The 19,251-nt window shown below is 75.5% G+C and carries 16 protein-coding genes; 3 read left to right on the top strand and 13 right to left on the bottom strand.

Annotated elements, in window-relative coordinates:
• Positions 1 to 34: 34 nt before the first annotated feature.
• The 6 genes from NUM_RS19125 to NUM_RS19100 form a co-directional block, all read right to left on the bottom strand.
• Complete coding sequence (locus NUM_RS19125; RefSeq protein WP_207126254.1) at positions 35 to 817, bottom strand: response regulator transcription factor; 783 nt, start codon at positions 815 to 817, stop codon at positions 35 to 37.
• Positions 814 to 1,017, bottom strand: a complete 204-nt coding sequence (locus NUM_RS19120) for a hypothetical protein (protein ID WP_207126253.1) — start codon at positions 1,015 to 1,017, stop codon at positions 814 to 816. The genes NUM_RS19125 and NUM_RS19120 overlap by 4 nt, the downstream gene beginning before the upstream one ends.
• 248 nt (positions 1,018 to 1,265) lie before the next feature.
• On the bottom strand, positions 1,266 to 2,162 hold the full coding sequence (locus tag NUM_RS19115; protein ID WP_207126252.1) for a hypothetical protein: 897 nt from the start codon (positions 2,160 to 2,162) through the stop codon (positions 1,266 to 1,268).
• Complete coding sequence (locus NUM_RS19110) at positions 2,159 to 3,400, bottom strand: glycosyltransferase (protein WP_207126251.1); 1,242 nt, start codon at positions 3,398 to 3,400, stop codon at positions 2,159 to 2,161. Before NUM_RS19110 ends, NUM_RS19115 begins: the two co-directional genes overlap by 4 nt.
• 84 nt (positions 3,401 to 3,484) lie before the next feature.
• Positions 3,485 to 4,156, bottom strand: coding sequence for a response regulator (locus tag NUM_RS19105; RefSeq protein ID WP_207126250.1), 672 nt, complete (start codon positions 4,154 to 4,156; stop codon positions 3,485 to 3,487).
• Positions 4,157 to 4,229: 73 nt separating this feature from the next.
• Positions 4,230 to 5,219: a helix-turn-helix transcriptional regulator gene (locus tag NUM_RS19100; RefSeq protein ID WP_207126249.1), complete on the bottom strand. Its 990-nt coding sequence runs from the start codon at positions 5,217 to 5,219 to the stop codon at positions 4,230 to 4,232.
• 165 nt (positions 5,220 to 5,384) lie between these two features.
• Between NUM_RS19100 and NUM_RS19095 the strand changes: the two genes are divergently transcribed.
• Positions 5,385 to 9,233, top strand: coding sequence for a Kelch repeat-containing protein (locus tag NUM_RS19095; RefSeq protein WP_207126248.1), 3,849 nt, complete (start codon positions 5,385 to 5,387; stop codon positions 9,231 to 9,233).
• Between the two features lie 87 nt (positions 9,234 to 9,320).
• On the opposite strand, the gene NUM_RS19090 is transcribed toward NUM_RS19095, so the two are convergent.
• The 3 genes from NUM_RS19090 to NUM_RS19080 all read right to left on the bottom strand — a co-directional run bounded on the left by NUM_RS19090 (position 9,321) and on the right by NUM_RS19080 (position 13,001).
• Positions 9,321 to 10,685: a serine hydrolase domain-containing protein gene (locus tag NUM_RS19090; protein ID WP_207126247.1), complete on the bottom strand. Its 1,365-nt coding sequence runs from the start codon at positions 10,683 to 10,685 to the stop codon at positions 9,321 to 9,323.
• Positions 10,686 to 10,789: 104 nt separating this feature from the next.
• The gene (locus NUM_RS19085; RefSeq protein ID WP_207126246.1) at positions 10,790 to 11,716 is read right to left on the bottom strand and encodes a phosphotransferase; all 927 of its coding nucleotides are present in this window, start codon (positions 11,714 to 11,716) and stop codon (positions 10,790 to 10,792) included.
• A 52-nt stretch (positions 11,717 to 11,768) separates the two neighbouring features.
• Positions 11,769 to 13,001 carry an MFS transporter gene (locus NUM_RS19080; RefSeq protein WP_207126245.1) on the bottom strand — a complete coding sequence of 411 codons (1,233 nt, stop codon included), beginning with the start codon at positions 12,999 to 13,001 and terminating at the stop codon, positions 11,769 to 11,771.
• A gap of 108 nt (positions 13,002 to 13,109) precedes the next feature.
• On the opposite strand from NUM_RS19080, the gene NUM_RS19075 reads away from it, so the two are divergent.
• Complete coding sequence (locus tag NUM_RS19075; RefSeq protein ID WP_207126244.1) at positions 13,110 to 14,066, top strand: helix-turn-helix domain-containing protein; 957 nt, start codon at positions 13,110 to 13,112, stop codon at positions 14,064 to 14,066.
• A 106-nt stretch (positions 14,067 to 14,172) separates the two neighbouring features.
• Here NUM_RS19075 and NUM_RS19070 read toward each other — a convergent pair whose 3' ends face one another.
• Complete coding sequence (locus tag NUM_RS19070; protein ID WP_207126243.1) at positions 14,173 to 14,952, bottom strand: SDR family NAD(P)-dependent oxidoreductase; 780 nt, start codon at positions 14,950 to 14,952, stop codon at positions 14,173 to 14,175.
• A gap of 166 nt (positions 14,953 to 15,118) precedes the next feature.
• Here NUM_RS19070 and NUM_RS19065 point away from each other — a divergent pair, with 166 nt between their 5' ends.
• On the top strand, positions 15,119 to 16,108 hold the full coding sequence (locus NUM_RS19065; protein ID WP_225918697.1) for an alpha/beta hydrolase: 990 nt from the start codon (positions 15,119 to 15,121) through the stop codon (positions 16,106 to 16,108).
• A gap of 50 nt (positions 16,109 to 16,158) precedes the next feature.
• On the opposite strand, the gene NUM_RS19060 is transcribed toward NUM_RS19065, so the two are convergent.
• From NUM_RS19060 to NUM_RS19050, 3 genes are all read right to left on the bottom strand, one after another.
• Positions 16,159 to 16,629 (bottom strand): GNAT family N-acetyltransferase, encoded by a 471-nt coding sequence (locus NUM_RS19060; RefSeq protein WP_225918696.1) that lies wholly within the window; start codon positions 16,627 to 16,629, stop codon positions 16,159 to 16,161.
• A 155-nt stretch (positions 16,630 to 16,784) separates the two neighbouring features.
• Positions 16,785 to 17,387, bottom strand: coding sequence for a dihydrofolate reductase family protein (locus tag NUM_RS19055; RefSeq protein WP_225918695.1), 603 nt, complete (start codon positions 17,385 to 17,387; stop codon positions 16,785 to 16,787).
• An 83-nt stretch (positions 17,388 to 17,470) separates the two neighbouring features.
• Entirely contained in the window at positions 17,471 to 19,246 is a 1,776-nt protein-coding gene (locus NUM_RS19050) for an FtsX-like permease family protein (protein WP_207126241.1), read from the bottom strand.
• Between the last annotated feature and the right edge of the window lie 5 nt (positions 19,247 to 19,251).

Genomic DNA, 19,251 nt, shown 5'->3' with positions numbered 1-19,251 from the left:
GGGAGCACCGCGCCACGATCGACGCGACACGGCCTCAGCCGGCGAGCCACTCGCCGGTCGCGGCGTCGATCAGGCCGCAGCGGACGGCGGCCGTGACGGCCTCCAGCCGGGTGTGCGCGCCCAGCTTGGTCAGCACGTTCTGCACGTGACAGCGCGCGGTCGCCGAGGTGACGCCCATCGACCGGGCCAGCGCCGCGGTGTGCTCACCGCGTACCAGCCGGCACAGCACCTCGCGCTCGCGCGGGGTCAGGAACCCGGCCAGCCGGAACAGGTCCGGTACCGCACCGCGCCGCGGCAGCTGCCGGTACGGCGGGCCGACGACCGTGTCGCCCGCGCACACCCGGGCCACCGTGTCCAGGATCGCCGCGACGTGCTGACCCTTGTCCACCAGGCCGGACGCCCCGGCGGCGAGCGCGTCCGGCGCCCACTGCCGCGGCCCCCGCCCGCCCAGCAGGACCAGGTGCGTCGCCGGCGCGGTCGCGCGCAGCTCGGCGAGCCGCTCGAACCGGTCCCCGAGCCCCAGCCCGACGTCGAGCACGCACACGTCGACCGGGCACGCCCGCAGCACACCGAGCACCTCGTCGATGCTGCGGGTCACCGCGGTCACCCGGTACCCGGCGTCCACGAAGACCATCGCCAGCGACTCGGCGAAGACCAGGTGGTCGTCGCACACCAGCACCCGGGCGCCGGTCCGGGCCGAGCCGGTGCCGGCGGGTTCCGGTGCGGGCACGGGGCCGAGCGTCGCCGCCACGGTGCGGCCGGTGGCGGGGCGCAGCCCGGTCCCCGCCGGGAGGGTGGTCGTCGCCGCGACGTTCATGGTCGGGCACCACCCGGCGACAGCAGCTGGTCGAGCCGGGCCCGGCTGTCCGGGCCGATGTCGACGGCATCGGTCACCGCCCGGGTCAGCAGCATGATGGTGGCGATCTCGTGCCGTACGTCGGGCCCGATCCGCCGGTGCGGTCCCGCCGGCTCGGCGGGACGGCGCGGTGCCGGAACGGGCTGCTGGTCGCCGGTCATGATGTTCCCCCCGTCGGACCGCCGGCCACGCCTGGGTGGCGCGGACCGCGATCCGGAAGATCTCGTCCCACGACAGCACACAATCTCCGTCGCGTCCGGGGTGCCTGGCGAGTAATGGACGGCCGGCCCGCGAACGAACCGTCAGTACCACGCCCGGTGTCCGTTCGTCCGAGGCCGGTCCGGCGACCAAACCGGCGCAACGGGCGGCTCGCAGCTCCCGCCAGCGGCGCCCGCCGGACCGGAACCTCTCAGTCGACGCCGACCGCGAGGTACACGTCGGTACAGGCGGTCGCGATCATCGCCAGATCCGACCGGACGGTGCGTTCCGGTGCGGCCGGATCGAGGTGGGTCAGCAGCCGGGCGCCCGCGGCGTGCCGGGCCACCAGACCATCCCACAGCGGGTTGGTGCGCGGCCCCGGGTCGGCCAGCCGCGCCACCCAACCCTGGTACGGGCGCCGCCAGGTCCAGGCGTCGACCGCCTCGGCGCCGGCCCGCAGCGGGACGTCGACCGCGGTGTGCAGCCGTCGCGCGGCGGCGCCCGCGTCGCCGGACGCGTCGCCCGGGTGGGTCAGATCGGCACGCGCGTACAGCCGGGTCAGGCGCCCCCAGTACCGGACCGTCGCCGACCAGGCCGACCGCTGCGCGACGTCGTCGCCGACTCCCCACCCCGCGTAGGTGGCGGCCGACCGCGGCAGCGTCGCGACCTGCGCCACCTCCGCCGCGCCCAACCGCAGGTAGTCGTGCACGTTGTCGAGCGCCAGCTGCGGGTACCGGCCGCGCAGCCGGGCCGCGGCGACCGTGGCCAGGTGCGGCCGGGTCGGATCGTCGGGCAGGCAGGACAGCTCCGGTACGGCGAGGTCGAGCAGCCGCAGCCGACCCGGTGCGGCGCCCGCCAGCCCGTCCCCGACCTCGGTGAGGAACCGGCTGATTCGCCCCGGAACGGTCAACCCGTCCGCGTAGCCGAGCGCCTCGGTGAACTTGACCCCGACCACGCCCGGCTCCCGGGCCAGGCCGCGCACGGTGCGCAGGGCGGCGTGCAGCCGCGCCGGCCCGTCCTGCCAGGGCCGGACCAGATCCGCCTCCAGCCAGATCCGCAGGCCGAGCCGGTGCGCCTCGACCAGGGTGGCAGCCAGCGGACCGGTCACGGGATCGCCAGGTCGCCGGGGCCGGACCGCTCGCCGGTCATCGGCGTGGCGCGGTCCGGTCCGGTGTAGGTGGCGGTGAGGATCTCGCCCAGCACCGCCGGGTCGTACCGGCCGTCCACCGCCGCCGCGGCGGCATCGGCGAGCCGGCCCGCGGTGTCCCGGTCGGCGAGCAGTCGCGCCGCCGCCCGGCCCAGCAGGTCCGGCCGGCCCGGCGGTACCAGCAGCCCGGTCACCTCCGGCAGCACCAGCTCCGGTACCGCGTCCACCGCGGTGGCGACCACCGGCACTTCGGCCCGCATCGCCTCGACCAGCACGCACGGCATCCCCTCGTACCGGCTGGCCAGCGCGAACACGTCGAACGCGGGCAGCAGCGCCGGTACGTCCTCGCGGTGACCGACCAGCCGGACCCGGTCGGTGAGCCCGCGCCGGGCGACCCGGTCGCGCAGCGCCGCGCGCAGCGGTCCGTCCCCGACCCACACCCCCCAGGTCGACGGCCCGCTCGCGGCGACCGCGTCGACCCAGTCCAGCGGTGCCTTCTGGGTGTCGATCCGGCCGACGGTGCCGACCACCGGAACGTCCGGGGGCAGCCCCAGCCGGCGCCGCGCCGCGGCCCGGTCGGTCGGTGCCGGAGCGGGGTCGACGGCCGGCCAGATCGTCCGGATCCGGGACGGATCGGCGATCCCGTGCCGGATCGCCGCCCGGCGTACCGACCCGCCCACGGCGAGGAACGCGTCGGTGCGGCGGCCCAACCGGCGCTCGATCCGGCGGTACGCGAACCGGCGCCACGCGGGCTGGTCGTCGTGCCAGGGCAGGCCGTGCAGGGTGTGCACGACCCGCGGCACGCCCCGCCGTACTCCGGCGGCACGGCCCAGCGCGCCGGCCTTCGCGCAGTGCGTGTGCACCACGTCGACGTCGGCGAGCAGCCGTACCAGCGCGGCGAACGCCAGCGCGTCCGCCGCCGGCGCCGGTTGCGGCAGCAGTGACGGGATCCGCCGTACCGCGAGGCCGCCGGCGGCGGCGCGGGCCAGCAGGTCGCCCGCCGGCGCCGAAGCGAGCGCGGCGTCGCCGACCAGGATCCCGGGCCGCGGCGACCGCCCCGGGAACAGCGCGGCGGCGCCGGTCACCACGGTCACCGCGAACCGGTCCGGGTCGAGGGCGAGCGCGCCGCGCAGCGCGACCCCGCCGGCACCCGCGGACAGCCGGGTGATCACGGTGGCGACCCGGATCCTGCGTCCCATCACGGCCCTCCCGCGGCCGGGTCCACACACCGTAGCCCGGGCGACCGCGCGGCGACCCTCGCGAACTGACCAGCCGGCGCTACGTCATTCGGCGGATACCTGCCCGGCGCCGAGCCCGTCCGGCCGCATCCCGCTGCGCAACGCGACCGACACCGCCTCCAGCGCCGAGTGCGCCGGCAGCTTCGCCAGCATGTTCTGGGTGTGGGTACGGACCGTGTTCGGCGACATGATCAGCGACTCGGCGATCTGCGCCCGGGTCAGCCCGTCCACCAGGCACTGCAACACCTGGCGTTCGCGTACCGTCAGGCGGTCGAGCACCGGGCTGCTGGCCGGTTCGGCCAGCGTGTGCAGCAGCCCGGCGAGCAGGTCCGGCGGGATCCAGGACTCGTCCCGCAGCACCCCGCGCAGCACCTGCAGCAGGGTGTCGCCGTCGGCGGTCTTGGACAGCCAGGACACCGCGCCGTGCCGTACCGCGGTGGCGACCGTCGCCGGCGACCGCGACGCGCTGAGGATCACCGAGCGCAGCAGCGGGTACCGTTCGCGGGCGTGGTCGAGCAGTTCGATCCCCGACTCGGCGCCGAGCTCCAGGTCGACCAGCTGCACGTCGACCCGCTCGGTCGCGAGCAGCGCCCGGGCCGCGGCGACGGTGTGCACCGCCCCGACGACCTCGAATCCGGCCTGGCGCGCCAACCACACCGCCAGTGCCTCGGCGAACAGCTGCTGGTCGTCGACGAGCAGTACCCGGATCGGGTCCACGCACCGATGCTGCGCCCCTCCCGCCGCCCTGTCATCCGCCGAATGACGGAGCCCCGGAGGCCCGGTCGTGCGGCTAGGCCCAGCCGTGGCGGACCAGTTCCATCCCGAGTTGCAGGCGGGTCTCGGCGCCGACCGCGTCCATCAGGGTGTGGATGTGCCGCTGCACGGTGCGGACGCTGACATCCAGCGCGCGCGCCATCGCCTCGTCGGTCAGGCCGCCGGCGAGCATGCCGACCAGGTCGCGCCGCTCGTCGGTGAGCGCCTCGGCCACCGCTGCCCGGTCGGCGCCGGGACTGGGCTGGTTGAGCGCGACCGACCGGCTCCAGGTCGCCTCGAAGAAGCCGATCAACGCGTCGAGCAGCGCCGAGGGATGGACCAGGTAGGCGGTCTGCGCGTCGAAGTCGGAGGTCGAGTTGACCAGGGCGATCCGGTCGTCGGCGATGGCCAGCTTCAGCGGCAGTGCCCCGGCCAGCCGGGCGCGTTCGCCCTGACGTACCCCGGCCCACACGTCGGCCATCCGGCCGGGCTCGGCGAGCACGCCGCGCTCGTAGATGACCCGGTAGGTGACGCGCGAGCGCTCCAGCGCCTGCAACTCGTCCTCGTTGACCTCGAACGCGCCCGAGCCGGCCGAGTTGAAGTACGGCGGGCGGTCGAACACCCGAACCTGGCTCACCGCGTCGTCCTGCAGCCGGCGGAACGCGCTGCGCACGTTCTGCGCGCCCTCCAGCACCTCGATCAGCTCGGCCGGATGCCGGGACGCCGGATTCGCCGCGTACGCGGTGGCGAGCTGTTGCAGGTGGCTGCGGAACTGGCGGTGCCGCCGCTCCTGCGCCGAGATCAGCTCTGCCGCAACGAGATCCGGCGGTACCGGGGCGTACCGTGCGGGCTGGCCGGGCAGCCGGGTGGCGAGGCCGCGCCGGACCAGACCGGCGATCGTGGTCCGCACCCTGCCGGTCGGCGATCCGGTCGCCGCGGCGAGATCCTCGACGCCGGCCTGCCGCAGACCGACCAGCGCCTCGTACGTGCTGCCGTCCAGATCGTCGAGACCCACCGAGTCCCACACCGTCGGCCTCCCCAGGTTGTCGTGTTCCTGCCAGGTGTCCGGAACCGGAAGCGGATCAATCTTGTCAGCGCTGTCGGCAGCACGCCATAGTCCTCTTCGACCAGTGTGTGTCGTCCGTATGACACGCCTCGACCGGACCGCCGTCGCGCGGTCGGAGGAGTGATCGTGGCCGCCAGAAGTGCGCTGCGGCGGTGGATCGCCGCGCTCGTCGTTGTCCCCGCCGTCTCGCTCGGCCTCGCGGCACCATCCGTACCGGCGGCGGCGAGCGTCCCGGCCGGTACCGAGTCGGCGTCCGACCCGGCCGGCGGCAGGCCGCTGGCCTGCGCCGAGCCCGCCGACCCGGACGACGGCCGGCTTACCGCGCGCTGCTTCGCGATCGTGCACGCGGCCGGCCGGCAGCGGGCCACCACGGCCGCGACGGCGCCACCGCCGACCGCGCTGGCACCGACCGACATCCGGTCCGCCTACCGGCTGCCGGACGGCGGCGCCGACCAGACCGTGGCCATCGTCGACGCGTACGGCTACGAGAACGCCGAGGCCGACCTCGCCGCCTACCGCGCGCACTACGGGCTGCCCGAGTGCAGCAGCGCGAACGGCTGCTTCCGCAAGGTCGACCAGCGGGGCGGCACCGACTATCCGGTCCAGGACGTCGGCTGGGCGGGGGAGACGGCGCTGGACCTGGACGCCGTGTCCGCGGCCTGCCCGAGCTGCCGGCTGCTGCTGGTGCAGGGCGACGACGAGAGCTTCGACTCGCTCGGCGCGGCGGTCGACACCGCGGTACGGCTGGGCGCCACGGTGGTGTCCAACTCCTACGGCGCGGCCGGTGAGGACCCGGTGGAGACCGACTACGACCACTTCTACGACCACCCGGGCGTGGCGGTCGTGGCCAGCAGCGGCGACATCGGCAACGTCAACTCGTGGCCGGCGACCAGCCCGAACGTGGTCGGCGTCGGCGGTACGACGTTGACCCGGGACGCGGCCAGCACGCGCGGCTGGGCCGAGACGGCGTGGTCGGCCGCCGGCAGCGGCTGCTCGCCGTACGAGCCGAAGCCGGCGTTCCAGCAGCCCGTCGCGACCGGGTGCGCCGGCCGGGCGGCGGCGGACGTCTCCGCGGTCGCCGACCCGGAGACCGGCTTGGCGGTGTACGACACGTACGGGTACGGGGGCTGGCTGCAGATCGGTGGCACCAGCCTGTCCGCGCCGCTGGTCGCCGGCATGTACGCGCTGGCCGGTACGCCGGAGCCCGGCACCTACCCGGTCAGCTATCCGTACGCGGCGCGATCGGGCCTGAACGACGTGGTCACCGGCGCCAACGGCGCCTGTGGCACCGTGCTGTGCACCGCCGGCCCCGGCTGGGACGGCCCGACCGGGCTGGGGACCCCGGCCGGCGTCTCGGCGTTGCAGCACGGCCGGTTCGGCCACGTCACCGGTACGGTCACCGATGCGACGACGCGCCGGCCGATCGCCGGGGCGGGCGTGTCGACACCGGACGGGTACACCACCGCCACCGACGATGCCGGCCGCTACGACCTCGCGCTGCCGGCCGGCAGTCACCGGCTCACCGCGACCGACTACGACCACGAGTCGGTCACCCGCGACGTGACCGTGGCCGCGGACGGTGCGGTCGACGCCGACTTCCGGCTGCGGCCGCACCCGACGACCACCCTGTCGGGCACCGTCACCGACGGCTCCGGGCACGACTGGCCGCTGTACGCGCGGATCGGCATCGAGGGCTATCCGCACGGCGACGTGTTCACCGACCCGGCCACCGGGCGCTACCAGGTGGAGCTGCCGGCGGGCGGGGACTACCGGCTCACCGTGACACCGGAGTACGCCGGGTACGAGCCGACCAGCGTGACGGTGTCCGTCGGCTCCCGGGACGTCCGGCGCGACCTCGCGGTGCCGGTGGACCAGAACCGCTGCACCGCCGCCGGCTACGGCTTCGCCTACCACGGCACCGGCACCACCTTCGACGGGACCGACACCCCGGCCGGTTGGCAGGTCGTCGACGCGGCGGGCAGCGGCCACGTGTGGCGGTTCGACAACCCGGGCAAGCGGGTCGACTTCACCGGCGGCGACGGCTCCTTCGCCGTCATGGACAGCTGGTCGTACGGCGCCGGGGCCGAGGACACGTCGCTGGTCAGCCCGGTCGCCGACCTGTCCGGTCAGGACGCGCCGACGGTGTCGTTCGACAGCTGGTTCGACTACTCCAGCGACGTGCACGGTTACCTCGATCTCAGCCTCGACGGCGGGGACAGCTGGCAGACGGTGTTCGAGGACACCTCCCGCACCAAGTACGACCACCGGGTCGTCCCGATCCCGGCCGCGGCCGGCCACGACGACGTCCGGGTCCGCTTCCGCTACACCAGCCCGCAGCGGCACTACAGCCAGTGGCAGCTGGACAACGTGATCGTGGGGCAGCGGTACTGCGCGCAGCAGCAGGCGAACCTGCTGGTCGGCTCGGTCGTCGACCGCAACACCGGCAAGCCGGTACACCCCGCGACCGTCGAGATCGCGGGCGCCGGCCAGGCCCGGACCGTCGCCACGCCGGACGACCCGAACCGCGGCGACGGACTGTTCTGGCTGTTCACCGCCGCCGGTGGCCGGCAGCGGCTGCACGTCGCCGCCACCGGCTACGCCAGCTCGACCGTGCCGGTACGGCTCGGGTCCGGCGCGGCGCACGCCGAGGTGCGGCTCGCCGCCGCCCGACTGTCGGTGCGGCCGACCGACCTCGCCGCGAACGTCCCCGCCGGGCACACCGCGCGGCGGTCGGTGACCATCACCAACACCGGTACCGCGGCCGCGACGGTCACCCTGGGCACGACCAACGGCCGCTACCAGGTGCCGGCCGGGGCGACCGGGGCCGTACCGAAGGCGGTCCACGTGCACGGTGACTTCTCGCCGCTGCCCGTCGACGCGACGCACCGGCCGGCCGGCCCGGACCGCGGCGGCGACGGTACCGCCGGGTCGTGGCAGTCGCTCGCCGCGTTCCCGACCCGGATCATGGACAACGCCGTCGCCGAGCAGGGCGGCACGATCTACTCGCTCGGCGGCGTCGACGGGGTGCGCAAGACGCAGCAGAGCTACCGGTACGACCCGGCGACGAACACCTGGTCGCGGATCGCCGATCTGCCCGAGCCGCGCGAGGGCGGGTCCGCGGCGTTCGTCGGCGGGGAGCTGTACGTCACCGGCGGCGAATCGCTGACGAGCACGCTGACCTCGACCCTGCGGTACGAGCCGGACACCGACTCGTGGCACCCGGTGGCCGACGCGCCGGTCGGTGCCTCGTTCGCCGGCCGCGCCGTGCTGGACGGCAAGCTCTACCTCGTCGGCGGCTGCACCAACGTCTGCGGCCTGAACAACGTCCGGCGCTACGATCCGGCGACCGATCGGTGGCAGCCCCTCGCCGACTACCCGCGGTCGATCGCGCACCTGTCCTGCGGCGCGATCGACGGCCGGCTCTACTGCGCCGGCGGTACCTCCAGCGGCGAGGACCACGCCGAGGCGTACGCCTACACACCGGCGACCGACAGCTGGTCGAAGCTGGCCAGCCTGCCGGAACCGTTGTGGGGCAGCGGATACACCGCGGCGAACGGTGAGCTGGTGGTGTCCGGCGGGATCGGCGACGACACCATCACCAACGCCACCTACGCCTACGACCCGGCCGCGGACCGCTGGTCGGCGCTGCCGCCGGCACCGACGCTGGCGTACCGGGGCGGCAGCGCCTGCGGCCTGGCCCGGGTCGGCGGTTCGGTGGTCAAGCCGTTCAACCCGACCACCGCGGTCGACCTGCTGCCCGGTTACTGGGACTGTGCCGGCGCACCGGCGCCGTGGCTGAGCCTCGACCGCGACACCGTGACGCTCGCGCCCGGCCAGCACGTGACGGTACCGGTGCGGTTGAGCGCGGTGGGCGCGCAGCGCGGCAGCCGGCAGGCCACCGTCTGGGCCCGGGCCCGCACCCCGTACCCGGTCCCGCCGGTGACGGTGACCATGCGGGTCGTCGGCCACGGCTGACCCGGTCGCGGCCGACCCGGTACTGCCGGGCCGGCCGCGCCCCGTCCGGGGACCGGCGTGGCGGCCAGCCCGACCGGCGGGTCGTGATCAGCGACCGGTCAGGTGGACCGGGTGGCTGAGCAGGTTGCCGAGCCAGCCGGTGCGGTCGCCGTCCCGGTACGCGCGGGCCACGCCGGACAGGCCGCCCGGGGTGGCGGTCAGCACGAGGCCCAGCAGCGGGCTGTTGCGGCGGGCGTCGGTGGTGGGCAGCTGAACGTCGAAGGTGGCGGTGCAGTCCCACTCGCCGGACGGTGTCGCCGTGGCGGTCGTGCTGCCGCCGGCCAGGGTCAGCTCGGCCCCGCCGTCCGGGTCGATCCGCAGCGTGACCGGTACCGGATCGCCCGGGGTGGTGATCGTCCCCGACCAGTCGCCGACGGCCGGTGCGAGCCGGCGCACCGGTGCGGTGCCGGCGGGGCTGATCGCCGCCGGTCGGTAACCCGGGACCTCGGCGCGCAGCACGTGGTCGACGATCGCGTCGCGGGCCGCCTTGCTGGTGCAGTTGGTCAGCACCGCCACCGACAGCGCCAGCTCCGGCACCGTTACCAGCATCGTCGCGACACCGCCCATCCCGCCGCCGTGGCTGACGATCAGCGGCCCGGCGCCGCGCGACACGCACCAGCCCAGCCCGTACCCGAGGTGGTCGCTGATCGGCGCGCCGTCCCGGGTCGCCGCAACGGTTTCCGGCCGCAGCAGCGTGTCGTACCGGTGCCCGAACAGCGCCAGCTCGCTCGCGGTGGCGAACCCCGTGGTCGCGCCGGGATGGCTGGTCGACAGCTCGGCCGGATAGCCGCGCCCGTCGATGCTGTACCGCGTTGCCACCGGGCCGGCGCCGGTGGGCGCGCCGAGGCCGGATGAGTGCAGCCCCAACGGATCGAACACCTCGCGGGTCAGCAGTCGCGCCAGCGGCAGCCCGCTCGCGGACTCCAGCAGGGCGCCGAGCAGGCCGTACCCGAGGTTCGCGTACTCGTAGCCGGACCCGGGCCGCCGGTACAGCCGGGTGTACCACGACGCGTCGATCGGCGGCCGCGGATCGTCGCCGTACCGGAAGTCGTAGTGGGCGGTGAGGCCGCCGCGGTGCTGCAGCAGCTGGCGCGGCGTGGGGGCCGGCCAGCCGGCGCCCGGCGGCATCGTCACCGCGTCGGCCGGCAGCGGCGCGTCGAGGTCGATCAGTCCGCGGTCGGCGAGCACGCCGGCCGCGGTCGCGGTGACCGGCTTGGTGATCGAGGCCAGCACGTACCGGGTCTCCGGCGTGGCCGGGCGGCCCGCGGCGACGTCGGCCAGACCGTACGCCTCGGCCAGCACGAGAGTGCCGTCCCGGACCACGGCGACCGACGCCGAGGGGCAGTCGTGCGCGGCCAGCGCCGCGGTGCAGAACTCGCCGAGCCCGTCCAGCATCGGTACCCCCTCGCCCACCCGCGGACCGTCATCGTCCCAGCGCACGGCTCGGTCCGGCGCGGCCGGGCGCCCGGTGTGAGGCCAGCCACCGTGGGCCGGTCCGCGCCTGCCGGGCGGCCCCGTCAGGCGAGGTAGCGGTGGAGGTGGGTCCAGGCGGCGGTGGTGTCCTCGGTGTACTCCCGCGCGCGGCGCAGTTCGTCGACGTAGACGGCGATGTCGGCGAGCTGCCACCGCAGCCGGTACAGCGCGAGCGCCGCGGCCGACACCGGCCGGCCGGTCCGCCGGGTGTACTCGGCGTGCACCGCATCCGGCAGCAGCCACAGGTCGCGTTCCGGCGGGGCGAGTTGCACGGTGTCCCAGTCGATCAGCCGCGGCCCGGCGGGGCCGTGCAGCACGTTGCCCGGGTGCGGTTCACCGTGCGTGACGACCTGGTCGTTGCCGGGCACCTCCCCGACGAGCCGGTCGAACTCGCCCAGCAGCTCCCGGATCCGCCCGGCGCGCTCGGCCAGCAGCGCCCGCAACGGCTCGGTGTACGGGCCGCCGGTCCACGGCCGGTCGACGGCGCGCAGGGCGTCTCGCAGGTGGTCCCGGCCGGGCAGCACCGGCTCGGCGCGCGGCGCGTCGACCCGGGCCGCGTGCAGCCGGACCAGCAGGTCCAGGACCGCCGGCGCATCCTCGCCCCGGTGCGCACCGAACTCGCCCGCCACCCCGGCTACCTGCGGAAACACCGCGACCGAGTGGTGCGCACCGAGCGGCAGCACGGTCTGCCCGGTACCGGCCGGCAGCGGCGCCACGACGAACTCCAGGCCGGCGTCGCGGTGCAGCGCGAGCGCGGTGTCGAAGGCGCGGCGCAGCCGTGCCAGCCCGGCGGCCGGGTCGTGGTGGAACGCGTCGACGGTGACGAACAGCGGCCGGCCGGCGTCCACCGCCCAGTGGTAGCTGCCGAACCCGACCGGCCGGTAGGTCACCGACCGCACGTCGAGCCCCCAGCCGTCGGCGACCGCGGCGGCGAGCTGCCCGTCCGACACGCCCGCGGGTCTGTCCCTCATGCCGGCAGTATCGCGACCGGCCCTCGGCCGCAGCACCGCATTTCTGCGGCGCTCAGGTCTCCTCGGCGGGGGTGGTGGTGCGGGCCCGGATCGCCGGGACCAGGCAGGCGGCGGCGATCGCGAGCGGGATCAGAGTCAGCAGCGCGGTACGGTCCCAGCCGATGGTGGCGAGCAGCGCGCCGGCCGACAGCGAACCGGCCGCCGAGGCGACCCGCGCCATCGTCTGCGCCGCGGTCTGGGTGCGGACCCGTTCGCTCGGCCGGTAGGCGGCGGCCACCAGCGTGGTGGCCGCCACGAACATCAGGTTCCAGCCGACGCCGACGAGGATCAGCGCCACCAGGAACGTGGCCACGCTGGTACCGGTGGCCGCCACGACGGCGCCGGCGACGGCGAGCAGGATCCCGTCGACCAGCACCGGTACCGGCCGCAGCCACTGCACCAGGTGCCCGCTGACCAGCGCCGGCAGGAACATCCCGACCAGGTGCCACTGCACCACGGCGGCACCCTGCCCGACGGTGTGGTGGTGGTTGACCGCCGCGATCGGCGCCGCGGTCATCAGCAGCGACATCACCAGGTACGCGACCGCGCCGCCGACGCCCCCGGCGACGAACCGCGGGGTACGCATGATCTCCCGCAGCGGTCGCGCGCCCGCGGTGTCCGGCTCGTCGGTCGTCGTGGCCGCCGGCGCCTCCCGGAGCAGTCGCAGCAGCCCGGCCGAGACCAGCGCCAGCACCGTGACCAGCAGGTACGCCCCGGCGAACGGCACCGGCAGCACGTGCACGCCGGTGGTGGCGAGGAACGGCCCGACGACCGCGGCGACCACGCCGCCGATCAGCACGGTGGCGATGGCCCGGCCGCGCCTGCCGGCGGGCGCGTCGTCGGCGGCGGCGAAGCTGTAGTAGCCGGCCGCCGCCTGGTAGCCGCCGACCAGCGCGGTGCCGAGGCAGAACAGCGGGAAGCTCGCCACGCTGACCGCCAGTACCGAGACCAGCCCGCCGGCGGCCGCGGCGACCGACCCGGCCGGGAACGCGACCCGCCGGCCGTACCGGGCCAGCAGCGCCGCCGCCGGCCCGGTGCCGGCCAGCGTGACCACCGTGATCAGCGCCGCGGGCAGGGTGGCGAGCGCCGGCGTCGGTGCCAGCCGGTACCCGACCAGCCCGGTCAGGGTGAGATCGACGCTGGTGCCGCACAGGAACAGCGCCTGCGCGACGGTCAGCACCGCCAGGTTGCGCCGGTACCGGCGTCCGGTCGGCTCGGTCGCCCGGGTGGTACTGGTCTGCGCCACGCGTGGTCCCTTCTCCCTCGGTCCCGGCCGGGTGTTCGTCCAGCAGCCTCGCAGCCGGGCCGGCCGGAGGGGAGTGGCTGGAAAGCCATCTCGGGTAGGATTCCAGCCATGCGTACGGTGGCGGTGCTGGCCCTGCCCGACGTGGTGCTGTTCGATCTGGCGATCCCGGTGCAGTTGCTCGGCGAGACGCTGCGTGACTTCGGCACCGAAACGGACGGGTACCGGGTGCGGGTGTGCGGCCTGGCGCCGGGCCCGGTGCGCACCGGCAGCGGGATGCCCCTGGTCACCGAGTACGGGCTGGACGAGCTGGCCGGGGCCGACACCGTGGTGGTGCCCGGGTTCGGCGGCCTGGCCGAGCCGGTGCCCGCGGCGGTCCGCACCGCGCTGCGCACCGTGTACCAGCGGGGTGGCCGGGTCGCGTCGATCTGCACCGGTGCGTTCGCGCTCGCCGCCGCGGGGCTGCTGGACGGCCGCCGGGCGGTGACGCACTGGGCGTACGCGACGCTGCTCGCCGACCGGTACCCGGCGGTCCGGGTCGACCCGGACGTGCTCTACGTGGACGAGGGCCGGGTGCTCACCTCGGCGGGGCTGGCCGCCGGCATCGACCTGTGCCTGCACCTGGTCCGCCGCGACCTCGGTACCGCCGCGGCCAACCACGCGGCCCGCCGGATGGTGGTGCCGCCGCACCGGGACGGCGGCCAGGCACAGTTCATCGAGCGGCCGGTGCCCGGCCGGCCCGGGGACGACCTGGCCCAACTGCGCGGGTACCTGACCGGGGCGCTGGCCGAGTCGCACTCGCTCGCGTCGATGGCCGCCCGGGCTCGGATGTCGGCGCGCACGCTGACCCGCCGGTTCCGGGCCGAGACCGGGCTGTCGCCGACCCGCTGGCTGCTCGAACAGCGGGTGCAGCGGGCCCGGGAACTGCTGGAGACCACCGACCTGCCGATCACCGCCGTCGCGCACCGGTGCGGTTTCGCCACCCCGCTGGCGTTGCGCGAACAGTTCGCCCGGCGCACCGGCACGACCCCCGGCCGGTACCGCGAGGCCTTCGGCGCCACCCGCTGAGCCGTGGCGGCGCACCGCCTTCCGCTGCCGACCGCGGGAACGGGGGCGTGCACGGTCGCGCCGGACGAGGCGTCTCGACCGGTGGGCCGACCGCGGCGCGACGGGCTCAGTGCACCGAGAAGCCGCCGTCGACGAAGACCGACTGCCCGGTGACGTAGCCGGCGGCGCGGCTGGCCAGGAACACCGCGGCGCCGGCGAAGTCGTCGGCGCGGCCGTTGCGGCCGACCATGGTGCGCTCGGCGAGCGCGGCCACCCGCTCCGGGTCGCCCTGCAGCCGCGCGTTCAGCGGCGTCAGCACGAACCCCGGTACCAGCGTGTTGCAGGTGACGCCGTGCCGCGACCACGCCTCCGCCTGGGATCGGGCCAGCGACTCCAGCCCGCCCTTCGACACCCCGTACGCGCCGCTGTCGACGAACGCGCGGTGCGCCTGCTGCGAGGTGATGTGGATGATCCGGCCGAAGCCGCGCTCGGCCATCCGCGGACCGAACCGCTGCCCGAGCAGGTACGGCGCGGTCAGGTTGACCGCCATCGTGGCGTCCCAGTCCCGCTCGGTCAGCTCGGCCATCGGTGGCCGCAGGTTGATCCCGGCGCAGTTGACCAGGATGTCCGGCTCGCCGAACGGTGCGACCGCACGGTGCGCCGCCGCCCGTACGCCGTCGCGGGTGGCCAGGTCGGCGTCGACCGCCGCGGCCCGGCAGCCGGCCGCGGTCAGCTCGGCCACCGTCGCGTCCAGGGCGGATCTGGTGCGCGCCACCACGACCACGCTCGCCCCGGCTCGGGCCAGCGCGTCGGTGATGGCGCGGCCGATCCCGGAACTGCCGCCGGTCACCACCGCGGTCAGCCCGTCCAGCGAGAACAGCTCGGCCAGGTACTCGCGCGCACTCATCCGACCGACTCTAGAGACGGCTCCGCGGCCCCGGCCGAGCGCCCGGGGCTGCGGTGTCATCGAGATGTCATCGGCCGTACCTAGCGTCTCGGCAGGGCGGCCGCGGGCGGCCCGGGCCGGCACGGCACGCGTCGCCGGTCGGCCGGATCGGCGATCGGGAGGACACGTGAGCGAGCATCGACACAGCCGGCGGAGCCTGTTGAAGGCGGCGGGCGGCATCACCGCGGCGGTCGCCCTCGGGGCGGCCGGCGCGGTCGGGTCGTCGACGGCGGCCAGCGCGGCGAGCAACGGCTTCGGGCTGACCATCGTCGAGCGCGGCGAGACCGACCCCCGGATGTGGTACTACCGGTTCCAGACCAGCGCGATCGGCTGGAACCCGGCGGTCAACGTGCTGCTGCCGGACGACTACCACACCAGCGGCCGCACCTACCCGGTGCTCTACCTGCTGCACGGCGGCGGTACCGACCAGGACTTCATCACGTTCGACCGGTGGGGCATCCGGCAGCTGACCGCGGGCAGGCCGATCATCGTGGTGATGCCGGACGGCGGGCACGCCGGCTGGTACTCCAACCCGGTCAGCTCCAACGTCGGCCCGCGCAACTGGGAGACGTTCCACCTCAGCCAGCTGGTGCCGTGGATCGACGCCAACTTCCGCACCTTCGGCGAGTACGCGGGCCGCGCGGTCGCCGGGTTCTCGATGGGCGGCTTCGGCGCGCTGAAGTACACCGCCAAGTACTACGGCCACTTCGCCTCGGTCAGCGCCCACTCCGGACCGGCGAGCCTGCGCCGCGACTACGGCCTGGTGACGCACTGGGCGAACGCCACGTCCGCCGCGCTGGATCTCGCCGGCGGCACCGTGTACGGCGTACCGCTGTGGGACGAGGCCCGGGTCAGCGCCGACAACCCGGTCGAGCGGTTGGACAGCTACCGCAACAAGCGGATCTTCCTGGTCGCCGGCACCAGCCCGGACCCGGTCAACTGGTTCGACACGGTCAACGAGACGCAGGTACTGGCCGGTCAGCGCGAGTTCCGCGGCCTGCTGGCCAGCGCGGGCATCGCCCACGAATGGCACGAGGTGCCGGGTGGGCACGTGTTCCGCCCCGACATGTTCACCCTCGACCTGAACGGCATCATCGCCCACCTCAGGCACGCCTGACGCACCCCGCCGGTCCGGTGCCGGGCGCCGGGCCGGCGGCGCGCTCGGGGTCAGCCGACCGGCGCGGGGACCGGACGCACCAGGTACACGTCGATCGGGTCGTCGCGCTCGAACACGAACCCGTGCCGCTCGTAGAGCCGGCGCGCGGCGCTGCCCTGCAGCACGACGAGCCGCACCGGCAGCCGTCGCGCGTCGGCGCGGGCCAGGACCCGGCGCAGCACCGCGGATCCGAGGCCGCCGCCCTGCCGGTGCGGCGCGAGGTAGAAGTGCTCCAGCCACCACCCGTCGTCGGCCGGCCGCACCGTGACGCAGCCGATCGTCTCGCCGGCGGCGACGATCACCGAGGTGTACCGCGGGTCGAACCCGTCGCGGAGCCGCTGCCGCACCCGGTGCTCGTCGTACCGCCCGAGCCGGGTCAGGTCCGCCCGCATCACCGTGGCCCGCAGCTCCGCCAGCGCGTCCAGATCGGCGTGCACCGCCGGCCGCATCGCCCAGTCCGGCCCGACCTCCGCCTCCGCCACAGCGCCCCCTGTCGTACCCGGGTGGCCGCCCCGGTCGCCGCCGAGTATGTCAACCGCAGCGGCGCCGGCCGTCGACACCCGCGCACCGGGTCACACCTTCACGGCGGAGTGCAGGCGAGGCACTCCCGGCCGTGGATGTCGCACGTGCCCCCGGGTCAGCTCCTGCGGCGGTAGCGGACGTGGGTGGCCAGCGGGGAGTGCAGCGCCTCGACGGGCTCGAAGTCGAAGTCGACCCCGGTGAGGATCCGCTCGCCCGAGCCGAGCAGTATCGGCGCGATGTCGAGGGTGAGCTCGTCGATCACCCCGGCGGCGAGCGCCTGCCGGACCGTCGAGGCGCCGCCGGCGATGTCCACGCCCCGGTCGCCCGCGGCCTCGCACGCCGCGGCGTAGGCCGCGGCGAAGCCGTCGGTGACGAAGTGGAACGTCGTCCCCCCGGCCATCGCGATCGGGTCGTGCCGGTGGTGGGTCAGGACGAACACCGGCGCGTGGTAGGGCGGCTCGGCGCCCCACCAACCGGACCAGTCCTCGTCCCAGTCGCCCCGGATCGGGCCGAACATGTTGCGGCCCATCACGTACGCGCCTCTCGGGCGCATCAGCCACCCGGTCGCGGCCCGGTCCGCGTCGTTGGCCCGCGGGTCGCCGAGGTGCCAGCCGTGCAGTTCCTGCCCGCGCTTTCCCAGCGGGTCCGTACGGCTCTGGTCGGGGCCGGCGACGAAGCCGTCCAACGAGATCGACATGTGGCAGGTGGTGTCGGACACGACGAACTCCATCCGGTGAGCGCGGCCGGGGCCGATGCTAGTCGGCCCGCGGTCGCCGGTCGTCTCGACCGACCGGCGGTTCGTCACCGGGTTTCGGCGTCGAGGATCGGGGCGACGGGGCGGCGGGCGTCCAGCCGGGCCGGGATCGCGCCGAGGGCGGCGACGCCCGCCACGATGGCGGCGCCGGCGGCCAGCAGCCACCAGGTCGGCGGGGTGGCGACCATCCGGGCGCCGGATACCAGCCAGTACAGGCCGAGTCCGATCGGCATGCCGACGGCGGCGCCGACCGCGGCCGCCGGCAGCGGCGCGAGCACGAGCCCCGCGGTGACCTGCCCCGGGGTGGCACCGAACGCCCGGGCCACCGCGAGGGTGCGCCGCGCGTCCAGCGCCGTCGACCAGACCACGACCACCGCGTCCAGCGCCGCCAGTGCCACCAGCGCGCCGGTGATGGCGAGGAGCGCCTGGTAGGTGTGCTCGGTGCGGGTGGTCAGCGCGGCGGACGCGGCGGGCTGGGCGTGCCAGCACAGCATCCCGGCGATCACCGCCGCCACCGCGGCGATCCCGGCGGCCGTCAGCACCGCACGGCGCAGCCGCCGGGCGGCGAGCCGCAACCCGAGCATCAGCGGTACCGGCAGCGCGCCGACCACCCCGGTCAACCCGGCCGGGTGGGTCAGCTCGCGGCCGGCGGTACCGGCCATCGCCGTGACCGTCGGCGTGCGGGCCACCCGGATCGCCGGCCCCGCCGAGGTCAGCAGCGCGACCAGCAGCGCCAGGGCGCACACCGGTACCGCGGTGCCGGGCCCGATCGGCACCGGTGCGCGCAGCAGGCTCTCGCTGGGGTGCCCGATCGTCGACACCGCCAGCCGGGCGGCCAGCAGCCCGGCCGCCGCGGCGGCGAGGGCGAGCAGCAGGTACTGGGCCAGCAGGACCGTGCCGATCAGGCCCGGCGTCGCGCCGGTGGCCTTCAACCGGCCGGCCCGCCGCAGCTGCTGGTCGGTGCGCAGGGTCGCCAGGCCGACCAGCCCGGCGAGCCCGGCGACGGCCAGCAGCCAGCCACCGATCTGCAGCACCGACTCGCTGTCGGCGAGCAGCCGGTTGCTGGCGTCCTCGGTGGTGATGCGGCCGCGGGTGTTGATCCGGACGTCCGGGTTCGCCCGCAGCGACGGCCTGATCGCGTTCTGGAAGGCCTTGACGTCCGGATCAGCCAGCGTCAGACCCATCGCGTACCCGGGGCGCAGCTCCGGCCTGCTCAGCGGGCGGAGGTCGGCGTCGGTGAGCCAGACCAGGCCGGCGTAGTCGTTCGGGCCGACGTCGAGCCCGGCGCCCGGGTAGACGCCGGTCGCGGTGGTGACGGCGATGCCGACGACCGGGAAGGTCCGGCCGGCCAGCGTGATGCGGTCGCCGACCCGGAGGTGCAGGGCGGTGGCGAAGCCGCGTTCGACCACCGCACCGCCGGGCCGCAACCAGCGCCCGGCGGTCACCAGCGGTCGGTCCACGGCGCTCGGTGCGGTGCCGCGGCCCTCCACCGTCGCGGTCATGCGGTGTCCGTGCGCGGCCAGCGTCGCCCCGCGCAGCAGCCGGTACGGCCCGACCTGCCCGGTCACCTCCGGCCGGCGGGCGACCGAGCGCAGCGCGGTGCGTTCGGCGGGCAGCTGGTCGGCGGTCAGGACCATCAGGTCCGGCCCGTTGGTCGCCGCCCGGGTCGCCGCGTAGTCGGCCCGGGTGGTGTCGCCCAGCGTCATGCCCACCGCGAGCGTCCCGGTCGCGACACCCACCACGACCACGAACAGCACCGCGAGCAGCGGCCAGTGCCGCAGGTCGGTCCGGATCAGCCGGCCGACCAGGAGCAGCCTGCCCATCCGCC

Origin of the sequence: Actinocatenispora comari (assembly GCF_017312725.1) — a bacterium.
Taxonomy (GTDB): domain Bacteria; phylum Actinomycetota; class Actinomycetes; order Mycobacteriales; family Micromonosporaceae; genus Actinocatenispora; species Actinocatenispora comari.
Note: the sequence above shows the minus strand (reverse complement) of the source record. Positions and strands in the feature narration are given on the sequence as shown.